Origin of the sequence: Undibacterium parvum, assembly GCF_003955735.1 — a bacterium.
In the GTDB taxonomy this organism is placed as follows: Bacteria; Pseudomonadota; Gammaproteobacteria; order Burkholderiales; family Burkholderiaceae_D; genus Undibacterium; species Undibacterium parvum.
On the sequence record NZ_CP034464.1, the window covers coordinates 937767 to 961213 of the forward strand.

Genomic DNA, 23447 nt, shown 5'->3' on the forward strand with positions numbered 1-23447 from the left:
AACACCTATCGGCTACGCAAACGTTTGCGCAACAGATTGCCAGCTGTTAATAAATCACCAAATAAGCACTCAACTTAGTCATGCGCCCCAAAAAGGCGCAGCCCACTCATTTAGATGTTTGTCATTCACACCACCGGAGTTTGACCCCATGCGTAATACCAGCCCTAGCTTGCCACACCTAGCCAGCAGCACGCCTCGCTCAAAGAAGCATGCGCTTACTTTACTCACGATCGCGCTCGTCACCGCCTTCCCAGTTTCAGCGGCTTTTGCGCAAAGCGCGAAATCAGATTCAGACCAGGCGACCCAACTCGAGACAGTGATCGTTACCGGCCAACGTCGCTCAGAAAATCTGAAAGACGTGCCTTTGTCGATTTCCGCGATCAAAGGCGAAGCGCTGGATACCTATAACGCCAGCGGCCAAGACATCCGTTTTTTGGCGAGCCGCGTCCCTAGTCTGAACGTCGAATCCGATTTCGGCCGCTCCTTCCCGCGTTTCTATATACGCGGTTTGGGCAATACCGATTTCGATCTGAACGCTTCGCAACCAGTAGGCCTAATCTACGATGACGTGGTACAGGAAAGCCCTATGCTTAAAGGTTTCCCTATCTTTGACGTGGACCAGATCGAAGTCTTGCGCGGCCCACAGGGCACGCTGTTTGGGCGCAACTCGCCCGCTGGTGTCATTAAATTTGACTCGGCTAAACCGACCAATCGCTTTGAAGGCTATGCCAACATCGGTTACGGCAATGACAAGGCGGTGAATCTGGAAGGCGCGATCAACGTCCCATTGAACAAAGAATGGGCCATGCGCTTTTCTGGTCAGGCACAAAGCCGCAATGACCGCGTAACCAATCCGCTCAGCACTGGCACCAAAAATCTTGAGGGCTACCACGATAATGCGGCCCGCCTGCAATTCTTGTACAAAACAAGTAATTTCAGTGCGCTTTTCAATGCCCATGGCCGCGACATGGACGGCAGCGCCACGCTGTTCCGCGCCAATATCATTAAAAAAGGCACGAATGATTTGGTGCCAGGTTTTGATTACGCCAGTTACCCGACTGACGGTATCAATACCCAGACCCTGACCTCTAGCGGCGTCAGCATGCGTCTGCGCTGGGATCTCGATGGCATGTCGTTGCATTCGATTACCGCTTACGACAAGGCCAAGTTTTATAGCCGCGCCGACGTCGATGGTGGTTATGGCGCATCGTTTGCACCGACTATGGGCCCTGGTTTCATCCCCTTTCCAGCCGAAACCGCCGATGGTTTACCCGACCTGAAACAAATGACTCAAGAGTTCCGCTTAGAGTCAAATACCAAAGATGCCTTGCAATGGATCGCGGGTCTGTATTATTTCAACGAGAAAATTCAAGTCGACAGTTTTGACTTCAATTCCTTAGGCGGCAATGTACAAGACGGTTATGCTTTTCAGCATCAAAATGCTAAATCTTGGGCCACTTTCGGCTCTTTAAACTACGCATTGACAGACAGCCTTAAACTGCGCGGCGGCGTTCGTTACACCAGCGACAAAAAAGACTTTGACGCGCAACGTACCATGACACCTTTCGGTGGCAAGAACACGCCATTATTGACGGCCAATCCAGAATCCACCAACGTCAGCTGGGATCTGGGCGCCAACTACACGGTCAACAAAGCCACCAGTGTGTATGGTCGCGTAGCGACCGGTTATCGGGCTCCTAGTATCCAGGGTCGGGTACTGTTCGGCGATAATATTTCGGTTGCCAATTCCGAGAAAAATATGTCGTTTGAGGCAGGTATCAAACAAGACTTATTCGACAATACCGCCCGTATCAGCGCCACCGTATTTCACTACGATGTCAAGGATCTGCAATTAACCGCAGGTAGCGGCGCAGTGAATCAAAACAAATTGGTGAATGCCGAAAAAGCCAGCGGCCAGGGCTTTGAATTAGAATTGCAAGCCAACCTGAACCGCTACTTCAAGACTACCGTTGGCCTGAGTTATAACGATACTGAGATCAAGGATGGCAAGTTGTTTGTCTCTCCTTGCGGGAATAAATGTACAGTGACTGACCCTAACGGACCGGTTGCAGGTACCGTACTGATCGGTGGCAACCCGCTACCGCGCGCACCAAAATGGGTGGGTAACTTCACGCTGCGTTACAACGCACCTTTGGGCGATGGCGAGATCTATGCCTACACCGACTGGTCCTACAAGGATAGCTACAATATGTTCTTGTATGAAGCCAAGGAATACACTGCCAAATCCTTATTGGAAGGCGGCTTACGCGTTGGTTACAAATGGGCTGATGGCAAATACGAAGTGGCAGCTTATGGCCGTAACATCACCAATCAACAGCAAGTCATCGCCGCAATTGATTTCAATAATCTGACCGGTATTTTGAACGAGCCACGCAGCTACGGCATGCAATTTAAGGTGGCTTTCTAAGCTTTTTACTCTTACATAATGTAGTAATTGCCAGTTGCAATGCCGTTCAGTTCAAGCTGAACGGCATTTTTTTTAATTGCAGAGTTAAGCCCAGTCTATTTCGAACACTCGCTAAGCAAGGTCACAAGCTTGCCCCGTTCGGTTTAGGAACGGAGACGCAAACTGAACAGCATACCCCGCCACGGCGCATATTCCATGCGCTTCTTCAGGCACGCCGGGCTGAAAGGCGCATGGTATATGCGCGCTGGCATAGGTGCTAGGCGGGATTTTTTTGGCTTTACGCTTATTTATTATCCGGCACCACCAACTCTCTCAGTAAACCACCGTCACGCACGCTACCACTGACCGAACCTTCGCCCGATATACGGCGGCGGCACGCACTGGCCTCCTCGACTGGCAGCGCATTGCAGCGTATCAGGGCATTTTGCTGATACGCATTCTGACCGTCGCTGAGCCGCCCCATTTTGGCCTCATGCAGCGCGGCACCGGCCTCTTTCAGACAGGTCGCACGATCCTGGTTCGACTCGCCACGCTGGCACACTGCGCGCTCGGTCTGGTAACGCGCGTTGGCATCGGATAATTCGCTGGCACTGGCGATCAAGGCCGTGCTCACCACAAATAACGCCAACGCCAAGCGCTGCGCGACTTTGCCTATGAATTTATTCCGGCCGCAAACTGTAAGCCGCGTCGTGTAAATTGACATGATGATCTCCTGGATAAAACCCCAATCTAACGAAGAACAATGCCCGCTGTATGTGCGCTAACAGACCTTGCCAGAGCAGTTTCAGAATAAATTTTTGCGACTAGCGCCTAGGCACGGACATAGGTAATCAAAACAAGGCAGACGGGAACTTCTAAAAACCCGTTAATCGGGATGCAGCGCAAGGCGCAAACCGGAGCAATACGTCGGTATTGCGAGGATTTGCAACGCTGTGATGCGCCCGAGTATAGGGTTTTTAGAAGTTCCCCAAGCCGCTCACGCATATCCCATGCGCCTTGCAGGCCAATATGCCTTGGCGAGGCGCATGGAATATGCGTGTTGTGCTGGGCAATCAACAATTCAGAACCCGCTCAACTAAACCAGACCACCTTGTTACGGCCGCTGTGTTTGGCGGTGTACAAAGCTTTATCGGCGCGTTCTAGTAACTTGGCCAGCCTCTCATCGCCTTCGAAATTGGTGGTCACGCCTATGCTGACGGTGAGTTTAAACAATGCGCCGTCAGGATCTTCAAAGTCCAGCTCTTGCACGCGGGTGCGGATGCGTTCGGCTACCGTCATGGCTTCTTCTTGACTAGCGTGTTGCAGCAAGACGCAAAATTCTTCGCCGCCGAGACGGCCAAAGACATCTGAGTCGCGCAGCTCCAGAGCCACGGTTTGGGCAAAGCGTGTCAACACTTTATCGCCGCCCAGATGGCCATACTTGTCGTTGATGGCTTTAAATAAATCCAGGTCTAGCATCAGTAAGGTGATGCTGTCGTGATACCTTTGCGTGCTCTTGAAAATATGTTCGGCTTGCTCCAGAAAAGAGCGCCGGTTTGCGATATTGGTTAAGGGATCGGTAGTGGCCAGCCTTTGTAATTCACGCTCCATCATCTTGCGCTGCGTGACGTCGCGGTAGATCCCTTCTATACCTGCAAACACCCCTGCATCGTCGTAGATCGCGCGGCTAGTGATGGAGATATCGATGACGCGGCCGTCTTTTCTGACCATTTGACCGGGAAAATCGGCCACTTTGCCGTCTTCCATGATGGCTTTTTTCATGGCATCGCGGTCCGCCGCTTGCGGATAATACGACTCTGCGGTTTTACCCGCGATTTCAGCTGGCTCATAGCCCAGTACATTGCGCACCCCCGGCCCCACCATCTGCACCACGCCTTTAGCATCGGTGCGGTAATACACGTCTTGCATGTTCTCAAACAGGCGACGAAAATTCATTTCACTGAGGCGTAATTGCTCGGCCATCTCGGCATGTGCGGTCATGTCCATGCCGGTAACGAGGATGGCATCTTGTTCTTGATAACGAATAGGCGTACTGGAAGAAAGCAGCATTTTCATCTCGCCATGCACATCGCGCAAACGAAACTGCGAAGGCGCATTGGCCCAGTCTGAGCCAGTTTTATTCAATCGAGTAAGTGAGCGATTCAGGTCTAAAGGATGAATAAACTCAGTGACCAGGTGGCCAATGATTTGATCGCTTTGAGTAGCGCCTAGTATCTGTAAGCAGGCTGCATTCGCCAATACGATGACGCCATCGACGACTATGCTCGCCGCCGCTGGCATGGTATCGAACAGCGAGCGGTAAAATAAATCTGAGACCATTCCAACCTCTTATTTTCAATACAGCTTGCCAAACGAAATACGTTTTAAAATCCCGCACAATTCGCCTAAGTTTAAACGACTAAAAATCGCCTTTGCGAGTTTATCCCTTGCATAGCCCAGCACGCGATCTGCATGCGCCTCGCCAGCCTGCAGCCCCTGCGAGCCGCATGTTGATTGGGCCTCAGGCCTAGCTAATTTTGATTTCTTTGAGCCCAAAGTTTTATGCCATAAAACTTTTGGTGTATTCTAACAGCTGCCTAGATTTAGCCACACAATTGCGTCATCAACACGGCTCTCCAGCCCCCTTTTTCACCACAATCGACATGCCAAATTCTAAAACAAACACGCTCAGACGTCTCATCCTCAATACCTTGATTGCCAGCACACTGGCAATCAGCATCGTGCCCGTGCTAGCCGATAACAAAGCAGCGAGCACAAGCCCTAAACAGCCCAAGCTGGTGGTGGTATTGGTGGTCGATGGGCTACCGCAAGAACAGATACAGCGCTACCGTGATCAGTTTGGACAAGGTGGTTTTAGGCGTCTGCTCGATCAGGGTGCCTGGTTCAGTAACGCCCATCAAGCGCATGGCATCACAGTCACCGCAGTTGGGCATGCCGCGGTTTTGACTGGCGCCTACCCTTATCAGCATGGGATCATTAACAATAACTGGATAGACCCCACGACACTGGCAGCGATGTACTGTACCCAGGATAACGCCCACACCTATATCGACGAAGAAACCAAGAGCGACGATGGTACCTCGCCCGCCAATCTACGCGTCAGTACGCTAGGCGATGAATTGCGTTACGCCAGCGGCAACCGCTCTAAAGTCGTCACCGTTTCTGGCAAAGACCGCGGTGCGATTCTGTTGGCAGGCAAGACCGGCACCGCCTATATCTTCATGAAAAAATCCGGCAACTTCGCCAGCAGCAGCTATTACATGCAAAGCCACCCGCAATGGCAACAGGCCTACCACGTCGGCAAACCGCAAGACCGCTTTTACGGCAAAACATGGACGCCATTGCTGGCAGACGCTGCCTATGCCGGCGACGCCGATGATCAAATCGTCGCACCGCAGCAGGCTGATGGGGCGAATCGTTTCCCTTATTTGTACAGCAGCAAATCGGGCAAACCGGATGCCGAATACTATGGCAAATTATTCACCGGCCCGTATCTGGATGAAATGACGCTAGATTTCGCGCGTGCGGCGGTGGCTGGCGAACAGCTGGGGCGCAACCCGGCTGGCGTGCCCGATATACTCGGGGTCAGCTTGTCTAGCCATGATTATGTGAACCATAGTTTTGGCCCGGAAAGCCGGATGTCGCATGATCATCTGCAAAGACTAGATCGTCTATTGGCGAGCTTTTTCGATTCCCTCGATAAATCGGTCGGGCTTGACAATACTCTGGTCGTATTGACCGCCGATCACGGTTTCCCGAATGTGCCTGAGTTCGCGCAGAGCAGAAAATTCGAGTCACAACGCCTAGACAGCTCGAAACTGATGAGCGCGCTGAACCAGCATTTGTCCGACAAATTTGGCGCAGAAAAAATCGCCTACAAATGGTCAGCCCCCAACGTATTGCTGGACTATAAGCTGATCGAACAAAAAGGACTAAAGCGCGAAGAAGTGGAAAATAGTGCCGCACGCTTTTTGATGAGCTACAACGGCGTCGCTCAAGTCTACACACGCACTCAGTTAGAAACCGGCGCCATGCCCGACAGCCGCATTGCCAAACTCATGCAGCGCGCCTGGCACCGTCAAATCTCGGGCGACATCGTGGTCGTGACCAAGCCCTACTGGCAATTTGGCAGCGGCAATCGAGGCACCACCCATGGCTCGCCTTATAGTTACGACAGCAATGTGCCTTTGATGATCATGGGAAAATCATGGATCAAACCTGGTGCTTACGGTCAATATGCCGAAGTCATGGATATCGCCCCGACTCTGGCGCACTTGCTCAGAGTGCGCCCGCCATCGGCTTCCGAAGGACGGGTACTGACTGAAACTCTGCCTTAATCAAATCATTATTCGCGACGAAAAAAAGCCGCATGATTTAGATCATGCGGCTTTTTTATTTCATTCAGAAATCCGAGTTTAACTAGACCCGGCGATAATTATTCAGCATGGTATATTTTTTCGCATAGGCGGCAAACGCAAACGCTGCCAACAGAGCGAAGCCAGCAAAGAAAAACATCTGGAAGGCAGTAACGCTCATGCCTGTGGTCTTAATTTGCTCAGTCACGGCTTCGCTTTTGACACTGGAATTTGCCAGCAAGACCCACAAATTACCAATCGTAGTCGAGAGGTTCCAGAAGCTCATGATCACGCCCTTCATCGCCAACGGTGCCTGGCTATACGCAAACTCCAGACCAGTCGCCGACACTAGCACCTCACCAAAGGTCAGCAAGGCATACGGCAAAATTTGCCAGGTAATCGACAGCATATTGCCGCCATCTATCGCCAACTGCATGAAGCCAACCACGATCCAGGCGATACCTGAGAAGGCGATACCCAGGCCCATACGGCGCAAGGCGGTCAGTTCGATTCCCATGCGTTTAAGCATAGGATACAAAATCAGGTTATTGAACGGTATCAGCAACATCACCAGCATAGGATTGAGTGCCTGCATCATGGAGGATTGAAACCAGGATGGTTTATCCATTTGATCCGCTTGCAAGACCCAGGTCGAGGCTTTCTGATCAAACAAAGACCAGAACGGCGTCACCAGCGCAAACAAAACCAGAATACGCAATACCGAACGCACACCATCGACCGCAATATCAGGATGCACGCCACGCGCACGCTCCAGTTGCATCCAGGCACCTGCGCCACCAAAACCCAATACAAACACCAGCGCCAGACAGAGTGCTGCGACGATACCGATTTGCGGGATCAAGAACATGCCCGCGATTGCTAATACGCCACCGGCCAAGGCTAAGTAATAGCCAGAACGGCCTTGATCCGCGCCTTTGCCTTCGGCAAATAAAGCGGTTTTTACCACGTTAAGGAAGGAGTGCGGATCTTTAGCTACTGGTTCTACATGCACGTATTTTTTACGCCCCAACCAAAACACCACGGTTGCGATAAACATCAAAACGCCAGGGATACCAAAGGCGATGCTGGCACCAAATTGCTTGAGGAAGATAGGCATCAAGAGCGAAGCAAAGAAGGAGCCGAAGTTAATGATCCAGTAAAAACCATCAAACACTTTTTGCGCCAGGGAGCGGTTACTCTGATCAAACTGGTCGCCGATAAAGGAGCTGACCAAAGGCTTAATACCGCCAGAGCCAAGCGCAATCAAGAATAGACCGGTATAGAAACCATTCCGATTATCTTCGAATATGGCCAGACAAGCGTGCCCGGCGCAATACACCAGACTCAACCACAGCACTGTATTGTATTTACCGAAGTAGCGATCCGCCAACCAACCACCGAGCAAAGGAAAGAAATACACACCGATGACGAAAGTATGGAACACCTCTTTTGCCATGCCCTTGCGCAAAGGCTCAGGAATAGACAGCAACAGGCTAGTCATCAAGAACACGGTCAGGATATTGCGCATACCGTAAAAGCTGAAGCGTTCACAGCCTTCACTGGCAATAATATAGGGGATTTGACTCGGCATTTTTGCCTGATCAGGTTTCTGAGTGGTCTCAGTGCTGTGACTCATCTAGCTCTCCGGTGGATATTGTTCTGGTCGCACAATAAGCAAAGCGGCCTCAGGTCAGGCCGCTTTGTCATTTAGGGATATAAGCGATAAAGCTAGCTGGATAAGCTAGCTTTATCAGTATCAGAAGTATCCAGAATTGCCGCCTAGCAGTCAAGTCCGGGATGCAGTTTCCCAGACTAAATTGCTAGGGCTTTTGCAAATATCAGCTAGTGCGAACTGAATTTCGATTTATCAGGATAGACAACAGCTTTTTCAGTGAGCGATAAATCAAACGAACAAAAGTCAAAGCCAACAGCGCCTCAATCAGCGTCATAAAAAACGCCAGCAAAGCATTCCAGCGGATTTCACGTGCACGGTATTTGGCAATTGCACTATCGCGGGCTATTTCTATACTGTCATAGAAAGTGGGCACCACCAGCAAAGTGAGCAAAGTGGAGGTAATCGTACCGCCGATAATCGCCACCGCCAGCGGACGATAGAATTCACCGCCCTCACCCATGCCGATAGCCACTGGCAGCATACCTGCGATCAAAGCGAAGGTGGTCATCAGGATAGGCCGCAAACGCATGCGGCCGGCATACATCAGCGACTCTTCGCGCTCATAGCCTTCGGCTTCACGCTTGCGCGCACAATCGAGCAAGAGTATGGCATTCTTCGCCACCAGCCCCATCAACATGATGACACCGATGAAGCTCATCAGGTTCAAGGTACCGCGTGTCAGTAATAGCGCCAACACGACGCCGATCAAACTGAGCGGCAAGGACAACATCACCGCGATAGGTGCAGTAAATGAGCCAAACTGCATCACCAAGATCAGGTACATCAAGCCTATACCTGAGACCAGCGCTATCGTCATTTCAGTAAATAAGGCATCCTGATCTTTCGAAGCGCCACCCAGTTCTATTCCATAACCGGCAGGGAAATCGATGGCTTTGGCGATCTTCATCGCGTCCGTAGTGACTTCGCCAGAAGAGCGACCTTGTACATTGGCCGACACCGCGATCATGCGCTTGCCATCTGAGTGATTGATCTTGGCCGGCCCTTTGCCCATGGTGATTTTGGCGATCTGATCCAAAGGCACCATCTTGTCGCTACCGCTGACGGCAATCGGCAAATGTTCGATATTCTCGGCACTGACCCGGTCTTCCGGATGCAGGCGTACCGCCACATCGCGTGCCTCACCGGTAGGATCGACCCAGTCACCCACTTCTACCCCAGCAAACGCCACCCGTAAGGCTTGCGCTGCATCGTTGACCGAGATCCCCAGGGAATTGGCCAGACCGCGATTTAACTCTATCTGTAATTCATCTTTAGGATCTTGCTCAGATAAACCGACATCCACCGCTCCCTCGACCTTGCGCAATTTTTCGACGAAGGCCGTGGTTATCTCCATCAACTTGCGAGAATCAGGCCCGGAGAAACGTATCTGCACCGGCTTACCACCACCATTTTGCAAATCGTCTTGCACCACGTATTCGGCACCGATGATGGTACCGACCAATTTACGCAAATCGATCGCAATATCTACCGCTGAACGTTTGCGCTCGGTGCTCTTACCCAGATCCACGTAAACACGGCCACCAGTGATATTCACATTGCTATTGGTGGCCTTGGTTTCCGGCAAAGTACGCGCCAGCTCAGCCGCTTTTTCAACTTTAAGGCGCGCATATTCTAGACTACCGCTGGAAGGCGTGCGCACATCGATCATGATGGTGCCGTTATCAGCCGCTGGCATGAAACTGGTACCGCCAAATTTTGCATGCAGTGCAATCGCGCCAACCAGACTCGCGCCAGCGATGATCGCCATCCAACGTCTGTGATGCAAAGCCCAGGCAATCACATTACCGTAACGGTCGGCTTGATGATCAAACCAGTGATTAAAGCGCTCCAGCTTCAAGCTCAGGCCTTTTTTCGGCTTCAGATGCTCACCGACCGGGTCGCCCCAATAAGCCGACAACATAGGATCGAGAGTAAATGAAATGAACAGACTAACGATCACGGAACTGGTCACGGTTAAGGCAAACGGGCGAAACCATTCACCCGAGATACCTGGCATAAAGGCAACCGGAATAAATACCGCGATGATAGAAAACGTGGTGGAAGCGACTGCCATACCGATTTCGGCAGTGCCGTTGAGTGCTGCAGTGCGACGATCCGAGCCCATCTCCATATGACGCACGATGTTTTCACGCACCACAATCGCATCATCAATCAAAACCCCGATCGCCAGCGACAAGCCCAGCAAGGTCATGAAGTTAAGCGTAAAACCGCACAGCCAGACCGCGATAAAGGCAGCAATCACCGAAGTCGGCAAACTAAGTGCAGTGATCAGGGTCGAGCGCCAGGAATTAAGAAATACATACACCACAAATATCGTCAGTACCGCGCCGAACATCAGCGACTCTATGACTTGATTGAGATTACTCTCAGCGTCTTTACCGCCATCGCGGGTAATTTCTAATTTAGTACCAGCAGGCAAAGTTTTGTTGATTTCATCGACCAATTTGCGGATTTTATTTGCCGCTGAGACGGTACTAGCTTCACGCGAACGGGTGATAAAAATCCCGACGTTGGGGTTGCCGCTACGTATGCTCAAACCATTAATTTCGGCAAAGCCATCGGCCACAGTAGCTACCTGCGCCAGACGGACCACTTCATCGCCACGTCGCTTAACCACAATTTGCTCAAACTCTGCCGGTGATTCAATCCGGCCTATCAAGCGTATGCTTTGCTCATCCAGAGTACCGCGTACCTTACCCACCGGCGCTGTGGTATTTTGATTGCGCAGAGCAGTCACCACCTCACCCACAGAAATATTATATTCACGTAATTTTTGTGCTCGTAATAAAACACTTAACTCACGCTTCAAAGCGCCATTCACGCTCACTACCGCTACGCCATCGACTGCGCGGAATTTATCCGACAATTCATCCTCGGCCATGCGCGAAATTTCGGCATGTGTCAGTGTTTTGGAAGACAAGGCCAATTGCATAATCGGTTCGGCCGAGGGATCTTCGCGCTCCAACACCGGTTCGCGCATCTCGGTAGGTAATTTGTAGCGCACCGTAGAAATCGCATTCCTCACTTCGTCGGAGGCCTCGATCATATTTTTGCTGAAGTTAAATATGATGACGATCTGGGCACTGCCTTCACGTGCAGTCGAACGAATTTGCGTTACGCCAGAAATACTCTGCAAGGATTTTTCTATGCGATTGATAATCTCGCGCTCCACCGTCTCTGGTGAGGCACCCGGATACGGGATGGACACCACCATGACCGGCTCTTGCACGTTCGGTATTTCGTTTACCTTAAGCTTTTTCAGCGCCAGCAAACCCAGACACATGAGCGAGATAATAATGACGATGGTCGCTATCGGCCGCTTGATACTAAAGTCAGATAGAAACATGGTTTATTTCCCCGCAGCCGGTTCGGCTGCCACGATAGTCTTGAGTGCGGCAGGTTGCGCCAACGCGGATGTACCAGCAGAGGCGACCATTGTCACTTTTTGTCCATCCTTGAGAGTGGACATAGGGTTAGCAATCACTTTATCGCCATCCACCAAACCAGAACGCAACGCGTAATCGCCACGCCGCGGATCGCGCTCGCCCACTACCACGGCGACCTTATTCAAGACACCGTCTTTGACGCGCCAGGCCGAAGCCTTATCGCCATCACGGATCAAAGCGCCATTGGCGATCGTCAAAGTTTGGGTACTACCTGCTTCAATGCGCCCCTCGGCGTACAAGCCAGAGACACGCGGCTGATTAGTCGCATCGGCAAATTCGACCATGACTTCTACCTGACGCGTGGTGGCATTGGCTGCCGGATCTACCCGCTTCACCTTGCCGACAAATTCCTGCTCGTAACCGTTGATGCGGAAGCCCACAGTTTGTCCAGGCTTGACATTATTGATTTTATCGGCCGAGACCAGACCTTGAAAACGCATGCTGGCCGGATCGATCACCTTGACTAATTCTTTACCTATCTGCGCGGTATCACCGTTGGAAACCTTACGTTCACTGACGACACCGTCAAATGGCGCACGCACTTCGGTGCGTTGCAATTGCTGACGTGCCTGCACGGTACGTGCCTTGGCCGCGACTAAATCGCTTTGCGCATTATTGCGGCGGATTTCCGCGTCTTCCAATTGCTGAGTCGATGCCATGCCGGAAGCGCGCAAGGTCTTGAGGCGCTGAAACTGTCTTTCGGCCTGATCAAAACTTTGTACCGAGGCGCGTGCCGCTTCTTCGGCTGAAGTCATCAAGTCACGGATAGAGGTGTCATCCAGACGCACCAGCAGATCACCCTTTTTCACGGTCTCGCCGTTTTCTTTGAGCACCTGCAAAACAATGGCAGAGACTTCGGCGCGCAGATCGGCACGTCGCTCCGGCTGTATCGAGCCGGTAATCACGGGGCCAGAAGCGAGCGCATTGCTGCGAACGATGTACAAATCTTCGGCCGTCACTTGCAAAGGGTTTTCCGCAGCGGCTTTGGATTTTTTATCCGACTCGGACAACTTACTGTCTTTATCGCCCTTATTGCAGGCAGTCAAACTCATGCTTAGGGTTAAAATCAGGGCGTAAATCAGCAAACTAGGTCGCAACATGGAAGGTCTCCGAAATTAAAATTTTCTATTTGAGCGTCAGACTTGGGTAAAGTTCAACCACACAAAAATAAACTGCTTGCAATGATAATGTATTAACAGAAATCTGTTGTAACAGACCGCAAATAAATTTTGAAATCGCCAATTTCAAAGCGAGCTTCCAGAATAGGACTTACGCAAAACCGCCCTAGCGTCGTTGTATCCTCCTTGCTGGGACAATATTGCGTAAGTCCTACAGAACTAATTTTCATAGCTCCATTTTTCGCTGCTTGAGTTTGCCAGCAAACTCCTGTAGTCTGCGCCCTCCTTGTTTATTCGCTTTTTACGCTGCCTGCAATTGGCGGCCTAGCTTTATCTATGACCGTATTGATTGCCACCGATGTCTTTGGCATTACCCCAGGCTTAGCTAGTCTGGTTCGTAGTTTAGGCTGCGAGTGCCTGCTAGTGTCACCGTTTGATGATACTGACCGGTACTTTCAATCCGAGCAAAAAGCCTATCATGCATTTTTGGCGGCCGGTGGCGTCGCACGTTACGCCGATAAAGTGAGCGCACTATTGCATGAAAATTCAGTACAGAATAAAACCATCCGTATCGCCATAGGCTTTAGCGCCGGTGCCAGTGCGCTATGGATGAGCAGTGCCCGACCAGAGGCGGCCCAATTGCAAGCAGCGGTTTTGTTTTATGGTTCGCGCATACGCGACCATAAAGATTTACAACCCATCTGTCCGCTACGTTTAATTTTTGCCGAAAAAGAAGCGGCCTTCGATGCAGTGGAACTCACACAAGAATTACAAAGACGCGGGCATCAGGCCGAGTTGGCACGCACTACCAGCCACGGCTTCATGAACCCGTATTCACGCGGCTTTGACGTCAAAATCCAAGCCATGTATCTGGAGCAACTAGCGACTCAGATACAGGACATGCATAGCGCAAACCCTAGATCTGAGCTGGCCTGCGCCTAAGCTCAAGGGTTTAGTCCAGACGCGGATAGCCTGTAATTTTCTGTATATCCAGATACAAAGGTTGCAGGCGCGTATACATCTTTTGATACACTTTTTTATATAGCGCATCATAGGTTTTCTGGTGCTCGGCGATAGGGTAGAAAGTTTTTCCTATGCGCGTCATGGCCTTGACCGCGCTGGCAAAATCCGGATACAAACCCAGCCCGACGGCAGCATCAATCGCCGCCCCCAAACCCGAAGTTTCATACACATGCGGCCGGGAAGTTGGCAAACCAAAAATATCGGCAGTCAATTGCATCGCTGCATCACTTTGCGAGCCGCCGCCGGAAATACGCAATTCGGTAATCGCGACACCACTGCGTTTTTCTATACGCTCTTTACCTTCACGCAATGCATACGCCAGACCTTCCAGAATAGCGCGGTACATGTGCGCGCGCGTATGCACATCGCCAAAACCTATGATGGCCCCTTTCGCTTCAGGACCGGGCACCTTGATGCCGGGCGACCAGTAAGGTTGCAGCATTAAGCCCATAGAGCCGGGCGGCACTGCATTGACCAGTTCATCGAATAAGTCCTCGGCCAACACACCCTGCTGTTCTGCCTGACGTTTTTCGTGATGACCAAATTGCTCCTTAAACCAATTGACCATCCAATAGCCACGAAAAATCTGTACCTCGGTACTATATGAGCCTGGCACTGCCGCTGGATACGGCGGGATCAGCGGCGTTACCTCTATGTATTTAGTGCTGGTGGTATTGATAGTGGCTGTGGTGCCGTAACTAAGGCAACCTATATGCGGCTGCATGCAGCCGGCTCCGATGACTTCACAAGCCTTGTCGGCAGCAGCAGCCAGCAAGGGAGTGCCTGTTGGTATGCCGGTCGCGGCAGCAGCAGCGGCCGTAATCTGCCCCATCACGCTGGCGGGAGCGACCAATTGCGGTAACGACTCGGGCTTCACGGCCAAGGCTTGCCATTTCCAATCCCTGCGTCCAGCCCATTTAAGCCGCTTATAATCAAACGGCAAATAACCCACTTGCGAACCTATAGAATCGATGAAACTACCGCATAAGCGGTAGTTCAGGTAACCCGAAAGCATCAGATATTTAGCTGTCTTTTCCCAGATCTCCGGCTGATTCGCCTTAATCCAGTTGGCCTCGGCCTCGCCCCGAAAATAATTGATGGTGTGCGCCACTCCCGCTAATTTGAACGCCATTTTCCATAAGGGACTGATAGGCGGCACCTCATCAGTGCGGCGCTGATCTAGCCAGGTAATCGCCGCTCGCAAGGGCTTGCCGTCTTTATCCAGATTGATCATGGTGCCGCGTTGAGTGGTCACCGCCACGCCCTTAAGCGCAGACGGCGCAATTGCATTTTGCGCCCACAGGCGCTGGCAGGCCGTGCACACCGCTTGCCAGTAATCTTCGGCATCATGCTCGGCCCAGCCGGGGTGAGTCGAGAAATAAGCTTCCAGATGTACTTGCTCCTTAGCGACAATATTGCCGTGCAAATCAAATAGCAAAGCGCGCACGCTCTGGGTGCCATTGTCTATAGACAAAATATATTGCGACATTCTGTGTCTCTCTTTGTATTTTTTAGGTAGGCGTGTTCGCTGCACGAGGGCTAGTTTTGCTAGCGCCAGTCCTTGATTTGCTCGCGTGGCGGCAAGCTGTAATGGCTATGCCACAATGCCAGATACGCGGCTTGCTCAGTATCCCATCTAGCGTCGCTCCAGCCTAATTCAGGCTGGCAGATGGCACGTATCCGAGGCAGAATTTCAGTGCCACCCTGCTTTAACAATATTCCCAGGCGAGTACGGCGCAATAGCAAATCTTCCAGATGCACCACCGCTTCATGACGTGCCGCCCAGCGCAACTCTAGCCACATGCAGGCGCTGCCAGCGATATTTTCCAACTCGCCGTTTTGCGCAGCCGCCAGCACCGCCTTGGCATGCACGCCGTAATGCCCTTGCAGGCGCAGACTTTGCTGGCTACTCAAGCGCGCATCGTGCGCCAAGCTTTGCCCAGGTTTGAATAAGGGCGTGATCGTCAAGTCAGCGTGCCAGTCCGGCAGCAGCGCCGCCGCATACTTTAAGGCGTCCAGCGCAATCAGACGAAAGGTTGTCAATTTACCGCCGGTCACCGTCAACAAGCCCTGCTCTAGCCAGACAGCATGGTCGCGCCCTTCTTTGGACGGATCACTTTTGCCACTAGCGATCACCGGCCGTACTCCGGCATACGTGGCGATAATATCGTCCAGGTCCAGCTGCAATTGCGGGAACTGAAAATCCAGTGCTGCCATCAGATAGCTCACTTCATCCGCCGTGATCTTGCTCTCTATCTGCAAATTTTCGCCATGATCCACATCCGTGGTGCCGACCAAAGTTACGCCTTCCCATGGATAGCAAAAAACTGGTCGCCCATCTTTAGGGTGCATCAGACTTATAGCCTGCGCTACCGGCAAACGCCAGTTAGGCAAGACCAGATGACTGCCTCGCAAGGGGCGTATTTTGGCTGGCGCGCCCTGCTGCTGGCGCAAGCCATCGGCCCAGGCACCGGTGGCGCTGATGATCAGCTTGGCGCGCACGCAATGTGATGCACCACTGATGGCGTCCACCAGTTCCAGGCCGTTCACGTTTCCGTCTGCCCGTCCATCAACTCTGAGCAAGCTGCGCGCGGCCAGATAATTGATCGCCACCGCCCCCATACTGATGGCTTCTTGTAGCACCCGCAACACCATGCGCGCATCGTCGGTCTTGGCATCGACGTAGCACATGCCACCATTCAACCCCTCACGCTGTATGTGAGGTGCTAACTGCAAGAATTCATCGGCAGGATAATAATGACGGGCACCGCGCAAACCGGCCATAAAATCATAGATCGCCAATCCCAGCGCAAACATCCAACGCCCGGGTTTGCGACCGCGATAATCGGCAAACGCGAAACTTTGCTGGTCGACCAGACCTGCCGCTTCCTGCATTAAATTTTGACGCTCTTGCACCGATTCGCGTGTCAACTGAAATTTACCTTCCTTCAGATAGCGCAAGCCACCATGCACCAATTTAGAAGAGCGGCTAGAAGTGCCCCAGGCAAAATCACGCTGCTCTATCAGTAACACTTTTAAGCCACGGCGGGCCGCTTCCAGCAAGATACCGGCACCGGTAATGCCGCCGCCCACAATCACGATGTCCCACTCTTGCGCCAATTGCTCCGGTATTTGTGCGCGCCAGGAAGGCGACCACAAACCATCTGGGGATGCGATATTCATTTGAACTCAGCCAGTTCTGGGGGCAGCAATTTACCCGGATTCATCATGCCATCCGGATCGAAATGCGTATACAAATGGCGCATTGCAGCGATCCCGAATTCGCCTTTTTCTGCGCTCAGATACGGCGCATGATCAGTGCCGACGCCATGCTGATGACTGATGGTGCCGCCACCGCTGACGATGGCCTCGCACACGGCGGTTTTCAAATTCTGCCAGCGCGCCAGATCCTGCTCGTAATTGCCACTAAGCCGGTAGGCGAAGGTGGTGTACACGCTAGCTCCCTGCGCATACACGTGCGACAGATGGGTGTAGGTATGCACGCGCTCGCCGCACTCCGCCAGCGCCTCGGTGGCAGCTTGCTCAACCGTCAGCATCATGCCTTTTACCTTGGGCCAGTCACACGCAGTTTCTACCGTATCGATGGCATAGCCTTGCTGCCACAATGAGTTACGCAGATACACACTGCGGAAACGATTTTGCTTCCACTTCTGCCCCATCGCCTGTCCGACTGGCACACCCTGTTGCTGGCGCGCGATCTGCAGCGCCATCTTGATCGCATGCGCCACCGTCGCTTTATGCCCGCTGGCACCTAGCATTAACAAACATTTTTGGTCTTTGCAGCCGCGCCAGCCCAGATAAGTTTCCAGCGCGCCTATCAGTTTTTTGTGTCCGGCCAGAGTCAGGGTCGTCAATGTCTCGGTCGCGTTTGACAGTCGCAACATCGAGAGCGGCAACTTGGCCTGCGCGATCATGCGTATCGCCTCTTGCGCAGCATCCCAATCAGGGAAAAATACCGCATGAAATACTTCACGTTCGGGCAGTGGTGTGACTCTGACCACGGCTTCGGTCAGGATGCCGATACGACCTTCTGAACCTAACACCATCTCGCGTAAATCGCTACCGGCCGCCGAGGCCGGGAAAGTTGGAATATCTAGCCTGCCGCTAGGCGCTTCTAGTCTGCCACCGGCAAACAATTGCTCGATACGACCGTAACGCAAAGATTGCTGACCAGAAGAGCGTGTCACGATCCAGCCACCCAGGCTAGAGTATTCAAACGACTGCGGGAAGTGCCCCAGCGTATAACCTTGGGCGCGCAATTGCGCCTCCAGATCTGGGCCAAATACACCGGCACCGAAGCGCGCCAGCTGGGCTGTTTTATCCAGATTTATCAGGCCAGAGAGGCGCGACATATTCATACTCAAGACCGGCACTTGCCCATGTGGCACACTCAGATGGCCGACCACGCTGGTACCACCGCCATACGGTATCACTGTCGCACCACAGGCCTGCGCATAGTTCAGCAAACTACGCACCTGTTCGCCACTCTCAGGAAAAGCCACACCATCCGGAAAGCTGTCTATCCGTCCATAACGCAATTTAAGCCAATCCGGTAAGCTTTGCCCAAGACTATTGCGCATACGCACTTCGGCACCGGTCTCGACCAAAGGATGTGGCGGCAGGCGACTCGCAGGTACCGCGCTGCAAGCCTGCGCCAAGCTGGCATCGCTAACTGCCTGGCCCTGGCCTATGCGTTGCTGCAAAAATGCCAGTGCATCGTCATTGATTGCAAAATTGATGCTGTCATCACCCCAACCATTCCAACGTCTCATCTTGTTTCCCTTTTATTTGGTGGCGATTGCTATACTTGCCGATATTTTTAGAATTTCCGCTAGCTTAACCACGCACTGTAAGAAGGTATTGCGTATTCATGACAACTAACTTGTTCTTTCATGCCAAGCACTGTTAAAACAACAGCGCTGGTGGCTAGCCGCTCTGGCGGGCGCGTCACTGGTGCGTATTTACAACCATTGCTAGAGGTTGCACTGGCGCGCGGCGTGACCCTGCCGGCACTGGCTCAGGCCGCTGATTTACCCTTGGCGGCACTGTCACCCTTACCCGAGACACTAGCAGCGAGTGACTATGTACGCCTGCTGGATGTGGCGGCAGAACTTAGCAATGACCCACATTTTGGTTTGCACGTAGGCGAGAGCGTTAAACTCGGCACCTATACGGTGTATGGATTAATACTCTTGAGTTGCCATGACTTTGGTCAGGTGTTCCAGCAAACGCTGCGCTATGAAGGCCTGGCACACGACTTGGGGCGTTCTGATTTATTGATAGAGAAAGACCTGGCGCAGTATCAATGGCATAGCCACTACCCGGGCGCCAGCCGGCATTTGGCCGAAAGCGTATTTGCCGGTATCCGCGTGTTTGGTAATTGGTTGGCAGGCGCGCCCTTACCGGCTGTGCCCATCGCATTTTGCCACTCTAGACCTGCCGATTGCAGTGAACATCTGCGTATCTTTGGCGATGCGCCGATATTTGATGCGCCGCTCAACAGCGCCAGCTTCGATGCCGCCTTACTGGCCTGGCCGGTACCGAATGCCGATGTTGGCATGTATCCGGTCTTGCAGCAACATGCCGAAGCACTCTTAAAAGAAAAGAGCCGGGCTCAGGCCGATGGTGGCATCGTCGCCCAACTGCGCGCCAGCATCATCAACAATCTAAGTAAAGACCAGGCTAAACTGGCGCTGATTGCGCAAGAACTGGGCCTTAGCCCTCGTACCCTGCAAAGAAAGCTCAGCGAGATCGGCACCAACTTCCAGCAAGTGCTGGATCAGACCCGCCATGAACTGGCCAAAGACTATCTGCGCCAGCGTCAACTTAATCTGGCCGACATCGCTTTTTTATTGGGCTACCAGGAGCAAAGCGCCTTCAACCATGCCTTTAAGGGCTGGTTTGGGCTTAGTCCCGGCAGCTACCGCGAGCAAAGCGGCAAAGGGAACTGAAAGGATATTCGTGCGCACGTATTTGAGCGACTTTGAGTTTCTTCATAAGTGCCTCAACAGTTAGCGCGCACCACCCAGTGCCCCGCCAAGGCGCATATCCCATGCGGCTGTCAAGCCAGCATGCTTGAAGAAGCGCATGGAATATGCGCCTTGGCCGGGGTCGCTTTTGAATTGTTCAAATCAAGTCACTGTTCAGCAGACTATGAAAACAGTACCAGCCCGCCCCTATTTTTTAGCAACTTTCTGATTCCGCAATACGCATAGCAAATCAGCAGCGATATGCGCCGCGGCCAAGGCTGTGATTTCGCTATGATCGAAAGGCGGTGCGACCTCCACTACATCCATGCCGATCAGATTGACCGGTCCCATGCCGCGTATCAGCGCCAGCGCCTGCGCCGTACTCAAGCCGCCGGCGACCGGGGTGCCGGTACCGGGCGCAAATGCCGGATCAAGACAGTCAATATCAAAGGTCAGGTAGGTCGGACGATCACCAACGATGGACAAGATGCGCTCCAACGCGGCCGCTACCCCATGCGTATGCACCCAGGGTGCATCGATCACATTGATGCCCATAAAGTCTTCATTCCAGGTACGTATGCCTATCTGCACCGAAGTCGCGGGATCAATCAAGCCCTCCTTGACGGCCTTGTAAAACATGGTGCCGTGATTGAGTGAATCAGGATTATCGTCGGGCCAGGTATCGCAATGAGCATCAAAATGGATCAGCGATACAGGTTTACCAATTTTTTCCACATGCGCTTTCAGCAGTGGATAAGTGATGAAATGATCGCCACCGAAAGTGAGCATCTTGGCGCCGCTAGCCAGTATCGTGCGGGCGTGCTGGGTAATCGCCGGTGCTATCGTCAAGGGATTATGTGCATCGAACCAGCAATCGCCGTAATCGATCACCGCTAACTCATCAAAGGGATCAAAGCCCCAGGGAAAGGCCATCAGTTCACTGAGCTGCACACTGGCAGCTCGCACGGCGGCAGGGCCAAGTCTGGCACCAGGCCGAAAGGTGGTGGCCAGATCGAGCGGAATACCAGAGATCACCACATCCACCCCAGTCAAGTCGCGACTATACTTGCGCCGCATGAAGCTCAACACTCCAGAGTAAGTATTTTCCGGAATAGTGCCGTACAGGGAAGTGTGACGAATCGCGCCGTCACCTGGAATTGATGCAGTCATGTTGATATTCCTTATCTTTAATTTATATGAATTTTTTTAATTTCATTTTTACGAAAAAGTAAACTACGCCTTGCTTACTTCAGCTACGTTACTCACCCCATCTCGAAGATCTCCTAGCGCCACATTCTTAAATGTGGCTATATTTTGTCTTTAAATCGGAAGCTCGTATAATGAAAAATATTGCTCCATCCATCGAATTTTCTAATAATTCAATTCAGTAAGAGAATTAAATACAGGTTTATAAAGCTAGCTATGACGAAGCGACTTCCCCCACTACAAAGCTTGCTTGCGTTTGAATCTGCCGCCAGATTGGGTGGCATCTCACGCGCCGCGCTTGAGCTTGCGCTGACCCAATCGGCCATCACGCACCAAATACAAAATCTCGAAGCCTGGGTAGGTCAGGCGCTGTTTAGCCGCGCCGGACGCGGCGTCAAACTCACGGCCGCAGGTGAAATATTTAGTGAAACAGTGCGCCTCACATTGAAGACCTTAACCGATGGCAGAGAAAGGATAGAGCCTTACCGCAATCCCGATTCGGTACTGCTGGCTTGCGCGCCCGACTTTGCCAGTGGCTGGCTGATGCCGCGTTTGCGGCGGTTAAGGGAGCAGCATCCTAAGCTCGAGGTATGGCTGATCACGCAAGATGAGCTACGCGAGATCGACAGGATAGACGTAGACCTGATCATCTCGACACAGGAGTTGAGTAACGCTGAAATGAGCTCGGTTAAATTGCTCGATGATACTGCGGTGGCAGTATGCGGACCAGAATTAGCACAAAGACTACTGGCGCTGCCCTTCCCACAAGTATTGCAAGCGGCCCCTTTGATCATCGATGAAGCTTATCCCGAATGGGCGCCCTGGCTGGCCGAGCAAAAGATCATCAGTCAACGTGGCATCACACTAGAAGATACACGCTTGCGTTTGCAAGCCGCCGAAGAGGAACTGGGGATTGCCATGCTATCCCGGCTAACTGCCGAAGCGGCGCTGCGCAAGGGCCGCGTCATTGCGCTCACACAAATCCCTAGCCTGCCATTGCCGCAAAAGTGGCTGACCAAATCCAAGTTATTAGCCCGCACACCAGCGGTAGAAATCGTCTTTGAATGGTTGCGGATTTCGGCTTAACTCGAAAGAGCTAAGCCGTGCTATCGCAACCATGTGGACTAAAATCTAGAGCTCAAGGCTAGCCAATGCCTAGACGACGATAAGTGCCGGGCGCACTACCGGTCCACTGCTTAAAGGCGCGGCTAAACGTGGTCGTATCATCGTATCCCAGGCTCAAACCTATCTCGGCCACCGGCAACTCCGTTTTAATCAGTTGCAAGATGGCCATATCCCGGCGCAACTCATCTTTTACTACTTGAAAACTCGTGCCTTCTTCCGCCAAACGACGCGACAGCGTACGTACTGAGAAATGCAAGGCCTTGGCGGTCGAAGCTACATTCGTTACAGTCGCCAAGCGCGATTCGAGATAATCGCGAATATGGTGGGTCAGTATCTTGTCATTAAACGGTACGTACAACCAATCGGCTGGCGCATTACGGAGAAATTGATTCAGCGCACTTTTATCCTGGCGTAGCGGCGCACTCAAATATTCAGTATCGAAGTACACGGCGGTTGCCGGCTGATCAAAATGTATGGGGCCGGGAAATAAATACACATACTCAGTCGCCCGCGTCGGCCGTGAATAGGAAAAATCGACCTGCTCCAAAGGTATTTTTCTCCCTATCATCCATGAAGCCACACCGTGAACCAGTTTCAACATCAATTCATGCACTAAGACACGCACACCTTGCGGCGCGACACGCTCGACCAAAGCAATGCGCGTGAGACGCTCGCCACGCTGAATTTCAAACCCCATATCGTCCAGTACCAAGCGAAAAAAACTTACGAATCTATGCAAAGCGATGTCCAGATTAGGCGCGTCCAACATTCCCAGACAGAGAAATTTAAGTGTACCGTTACGCAAGGGTCTGGAAAAAAAACCCGGTGTCTCATCGTCTAACAGCAGTGCCGTCTGGCGCAATAAAGTGGAAAATTGCTCTATCGTGATACGCCCGCCCTGCTCGGCCAGCAATTCAGGGGCGATTTCAGCCTTGGCGATCAGGCGCTGTGTTAACACGGCATCAGCACGAAAACCCTCTAGTAAATCGTTGGCAAGACCAATCGATATGGTAGAGCTCTGGCGATTCATGAATTAGTGCAGCGCAACATATTACCTCGA

The 23447-nt window shown here is 52.2% G+C and carries 15 protein-coding genes; 5 read left to right on the forward strand and 10 right to left on the reverse strand.

What is annotated here, in order from left to right; all coding sequences use genetic code 11:
* Nucleotides 1–148 precede the first annotated feature (148 nt).
* On the forward strand, nucleotides 149–2428 hold the full coding sequence (locus EJN92_RS04025; RefSeq protein ID WP_126126631.1) for a TonB-dependent receptor: 2280 nt from the start codon (nucleotides 149–151) through the stop codon (nucleotides 2426–2428).
* Between the two features lie 283 nt (nucleotides 2429–2711).
* Here EJN92_RS04025 and EJN92_RS04030 read toward each other — a convergent pair whose 3' ends face one another.
* Nucleotides 2712–3131 (reverse strand): hypothetical protein, encoded by a 420-nt coding sequence (locus EJN92_RS04030; protein ID WP_126126632.1) that lies wholly within the window; start codon nucleotides 3129–3131, stop codon nucleotides 2712–2714.
* A gap of 368 nt (nucleotides 3132–3499) precedes the next feature.
* Nucleotides 3500–4747, reverse strand: a complete 1248-nt coding sequence (locus tag EJN92_RS04035; protein WP_126126633.1) for a sensor domain-containing diguanylate cyclase — start codon at nucleotides 4745–4747, stop codon at nucleotides 3500–3502.
* A 323-nt stretch (nucleotides 4748–5070) separates the two neighbouring features.
* Between EJN92_RS04035 and EJN92_RS04040 the strand changes: the two genes are divergently transcribed.
* Complete coding sequence (locus EJN92_RS04040) at nucleotides 5071–6765, forward strand: alkaline phosphatase family protein (protein ID WP_126126634.1); 1695 nt, start codon at nucleotides 5071–5073, stop codon at nucleotides 6763–6765.
* A gap of 82 nt (nucleotides 6766–6847) precedes the next feature.
* Here EJN92_RS04040 and EJN92_RS04045 read toward each other — a convergent pair whose 3' ends face one another.
* From EJN92_RS04045 to EJN92_RS04055, 3 genes are all read right to left on the reverse strand, one after another.
* Nucleotides 6848–8419: a POT-type proton-dependent oligopeptide transporter gene (locus EJN92_RS04045; RefSeq protein ID WP_126126635.1), complete on the reverse strand. Its 1572-nt coding sequence runs from the start codon at nucleotides 8417–8419 to the stop codon at nucleotides 6848–6850.
* A gap of 202 nt (nucleotides 8420–8621) precedes the next feature.
* Nucleotides 8622–11825 carry an efflux RND transporter permease subunit gene (locus tag EJN92_RS04050; protein WP_126126636.1) on the reverse strand — a complete coding sequence of 1068 codons (3204 nt, stop codon included), beginning with the start codon at nucleotides 11823–11825 and terminating at the stop codon, nucleotides 8622–8624.
* A 3-nt stretch (nucleotides 11826–11828) separates the two neighbouring features.
* Nucleotides 11829–13025 (reverse strand): efflux RND transporter periplasmic adaptor subunit, encoded by a 1197-nt coding sequence (locus EJN92_RS04055; protein WP_126126637.1) that lies wholly within the window; start codon nucleotides 13023–13025, stop codon nucleotides 11829–11831.
* A gap of 354 nt (nucleotides 13026–13379) precedes the next feature.
* Here EJN92_RS04055 and EJN92_RS04060 point away from each other — a divergent pair, with 354 nt between their 5' ends.
* Entirely contained in the window at nucleotides 13380–13985 is a 606-nt protein-coding gene (locus tag EJN92_RS04060; protein ID WP_126126638.1) for a dienelactone hydrolase family protein, read from the forward strand.
* Nucleotides 13986–13995: 10 nt separating this feature from the next.
* Here EJN92_RS04060 and EJN92_RS04065 read toward each other — a convergent pair whose 3' ends face one another.
* Genes EJN92_RS04065 through EJN92_RS04075 form a run of 3 tightly spaced genes read right to left on the reverse strand, consistent with a single transcriptional unit; the run spans nucleotide 13996 to nucleotide 18859 of the window.
* On the reverse strand, nucleotides 13996–15555 hold the full coding sequence (locus tag EJN92_RS04065) for an FGGY-family carbohydrate kinase (RefSeq protein ID WP_126126639.1): 1560 nt from the start codon (nucleotides 15553–15555) through the stop codon (nucleotides 13996–13998).
* A 59-nt stretch (nucleotides 15556–15614) separates the two neighbouring features.
* Nucleotides 15615–17249, reverse strand: coding sequence for a glycerol-3-phosphate dehydrogenase/oxidase (locus tag EJN92_RS04070; protein WP_126126640.1), 1635 nt, complete (start codon nucleotides 17247–17249; stop codon nucleotides 15615–15617).
* Nucleotides 17246–18859 carry an FAD-binding oxidoreductase gene (locus EJN92_RS04075; protein ID WP_126126641.1) on the reverse strand — a complete coding sequence of 538 codons (1614 nt, stop codon included), beginning with the start codon at nucleotides 18857–18859 and terminating at the stop codon, nucleotides 17246–17248. The genes EJN92_RS04070 and EJN92_RS04075 overlap by 4 nt, the downstream gene beginning before the upstream one ends.
* 120 nt (nucleotides 18860–18979) lie before the next feature.
* Between EJN92_RS04075 and EJN92_RS04080 the strand changes: the two genes are divergently transcribed.
* Nucleotides 18980–20038: an AraC family transcriptional regulator gene (locus EJN92_RS04080; RefSeq protein WP_126126642.1), complete on the forward strand. Its 1059-nt coding sequence runs from the start codon at nucleotides 18980–18982 to the stop codon at nucleotides 20036–20038.
* Nucleotides 20039–20263: 225 nt separating this feature from the next.
* Here the strand turns inward: EJN92_RS04080 and speB are convergent, their stop codons facing one another.
* A complete protein-coding gene (gene speB, locus EJN92_RS04085) occupies nucleotides 20264–21226 on the reverse strand; it encodes an agmatinase (protein ID WP_126126643.1) in 963 nt (320 codons plus the stop codon).
* A 252-nt stretch (nucleotides 21227–21478) separates the two neighbouring features.
* Between speB and EJN92_RS04090 the strand changes: the two genes are divergently transcribed.
* A complete protein-coding gene (locus tag EJN92_RS04090) occupies nucleotides 21479–22348 on the forward strand; it encodes a LysR substrate-binding domain-containing protein (RefSeq protein ID WP_126126644.1) in 870 nt (289 codons plus the stop codon).
* Between the two features lie 58 nt (nucleotides 22349–22406).
* Here EJN92_RS04090 and EJN92_RS04095 read toward each other — a convergent pair whose 3' ends face one another.
* Nucleotides 22407–23417: an AraC family transcriptional regulator gene (locus EJN92_RS04095; RefSeq protein ID WP_126126645.1), complete on the reverse strand. Its 1011-nt coding sequence runs from the start codon at nucleotides 23415–23417 to the stop codon at nucleotides 22407–22409.
* Between the last annotated feature and the right edge of the window lie 30 nt (nucleotides 23418–23447).

Bases quoted from the DNA above. Each gene is read 5' to 3' on its own strand.
- speB (WP_126126643.1), bottom strand. From the start codon at position 21,226: ATGACTGCATCAATTCCAGGTGACGGCGCGATTCGTCACACTTCCCTG.
- EJN92_RS04050 (WP_126126636.1), bottom strand. From the start codon at position 11,825: ATGTTTCTATCTGACTTTAGTATCAAGCGGCCGATAGCGACCATCGTC.
- EJN92_RS04080 (WP_126126642.1), top strand. From the start codon at position 18,980: ATGCCAAGCACTGTTAAAACAACAGCGCTGGTGGCTAGCCGCTCTGGC.
- EJN92_RS04040 (WP_126126634.1), top strand. From the start codon at position 5,071: ATGCCAAATTCTAAAACAAACACGCTCAGACGTCTCATCCTCAATACC.
- EJN92_RS04055 (WP_126126637.1), bottom strand. From the start codon at position 13,025: ATGTTGCGACCTAGTTTGCTGATTTACGCCCTGATTTTAACCCTAAGC.
- EJN92_RS04035 (WP_126126633.1), bottom strand. From the start codon at position 4,747: ATGGTCTCAGATTTATTTTACCGCTCGCTGTTCGATACCATGCCAGCG.
- EJN92_RS04030 (WP_126126632.1), bottom strand. From the start codon at position 3,131: ATGTCAATTTACACGACGCGGCTTACAGTTTGCGGCCGGAATAAATTC.
- EJN92_RS04075 (WP_126126641.1), bottom strand. From the start codon at position 18,859: ATGAGACGTTGGAATGGTTGGGGTGATGACAGCATCAATTTTGCAATC.
- EJN92_RS04065 (WP_126126639.1), bottom strand. From the start codon at position 15,555: ATGTCGCAATATATTTTGTCTATAGACAATGGCACCCAGAGCGTGCGC.
- EJN92_RS04060 (WP_126126638.1), top strand. From the start codon at position 13,380: ATGACCGTATTGATTGCCACCGATGTCTTTGGCATTACCCCAGGCTTA.
- EJN92_RS04090 (WP_126126644.1), top strand. From the start codon at position 21,479: ATGACGAAGCGACTTCCCCCACTACAAAGCTTGCTTGCGTTTGAATCT.
- EJN92_RS04045 (WP_126126635.1), bottom strand. From the start codon at position 8,419: ATGAGTCACAGCACTGAGACCACTCAGAAACCTGATCAGGCAAAAATG.
- EJN92_RS04095 (WP_126126645.1), bottom strand. From the start codon at position 23,417: ATGAATCGCCAGAGCTCTACCATATCGATTGGTCTTGCCAACGATTTA.
- EJN92_RS04025 (WP_126126631.1), top strand. From the start codon at position 149: ATGCGTAATACCAGCCCTAGCTTGCCACACCTAGCCAGCAGCACGCCT.
- EJN92_RS04070 (WP_126126640.1), bottom strand. From the start codon at position 17,249: ATGAATATCGCATCCCCAGATGGTTTGTGGTCGCCTTCCTGGCGCGCA.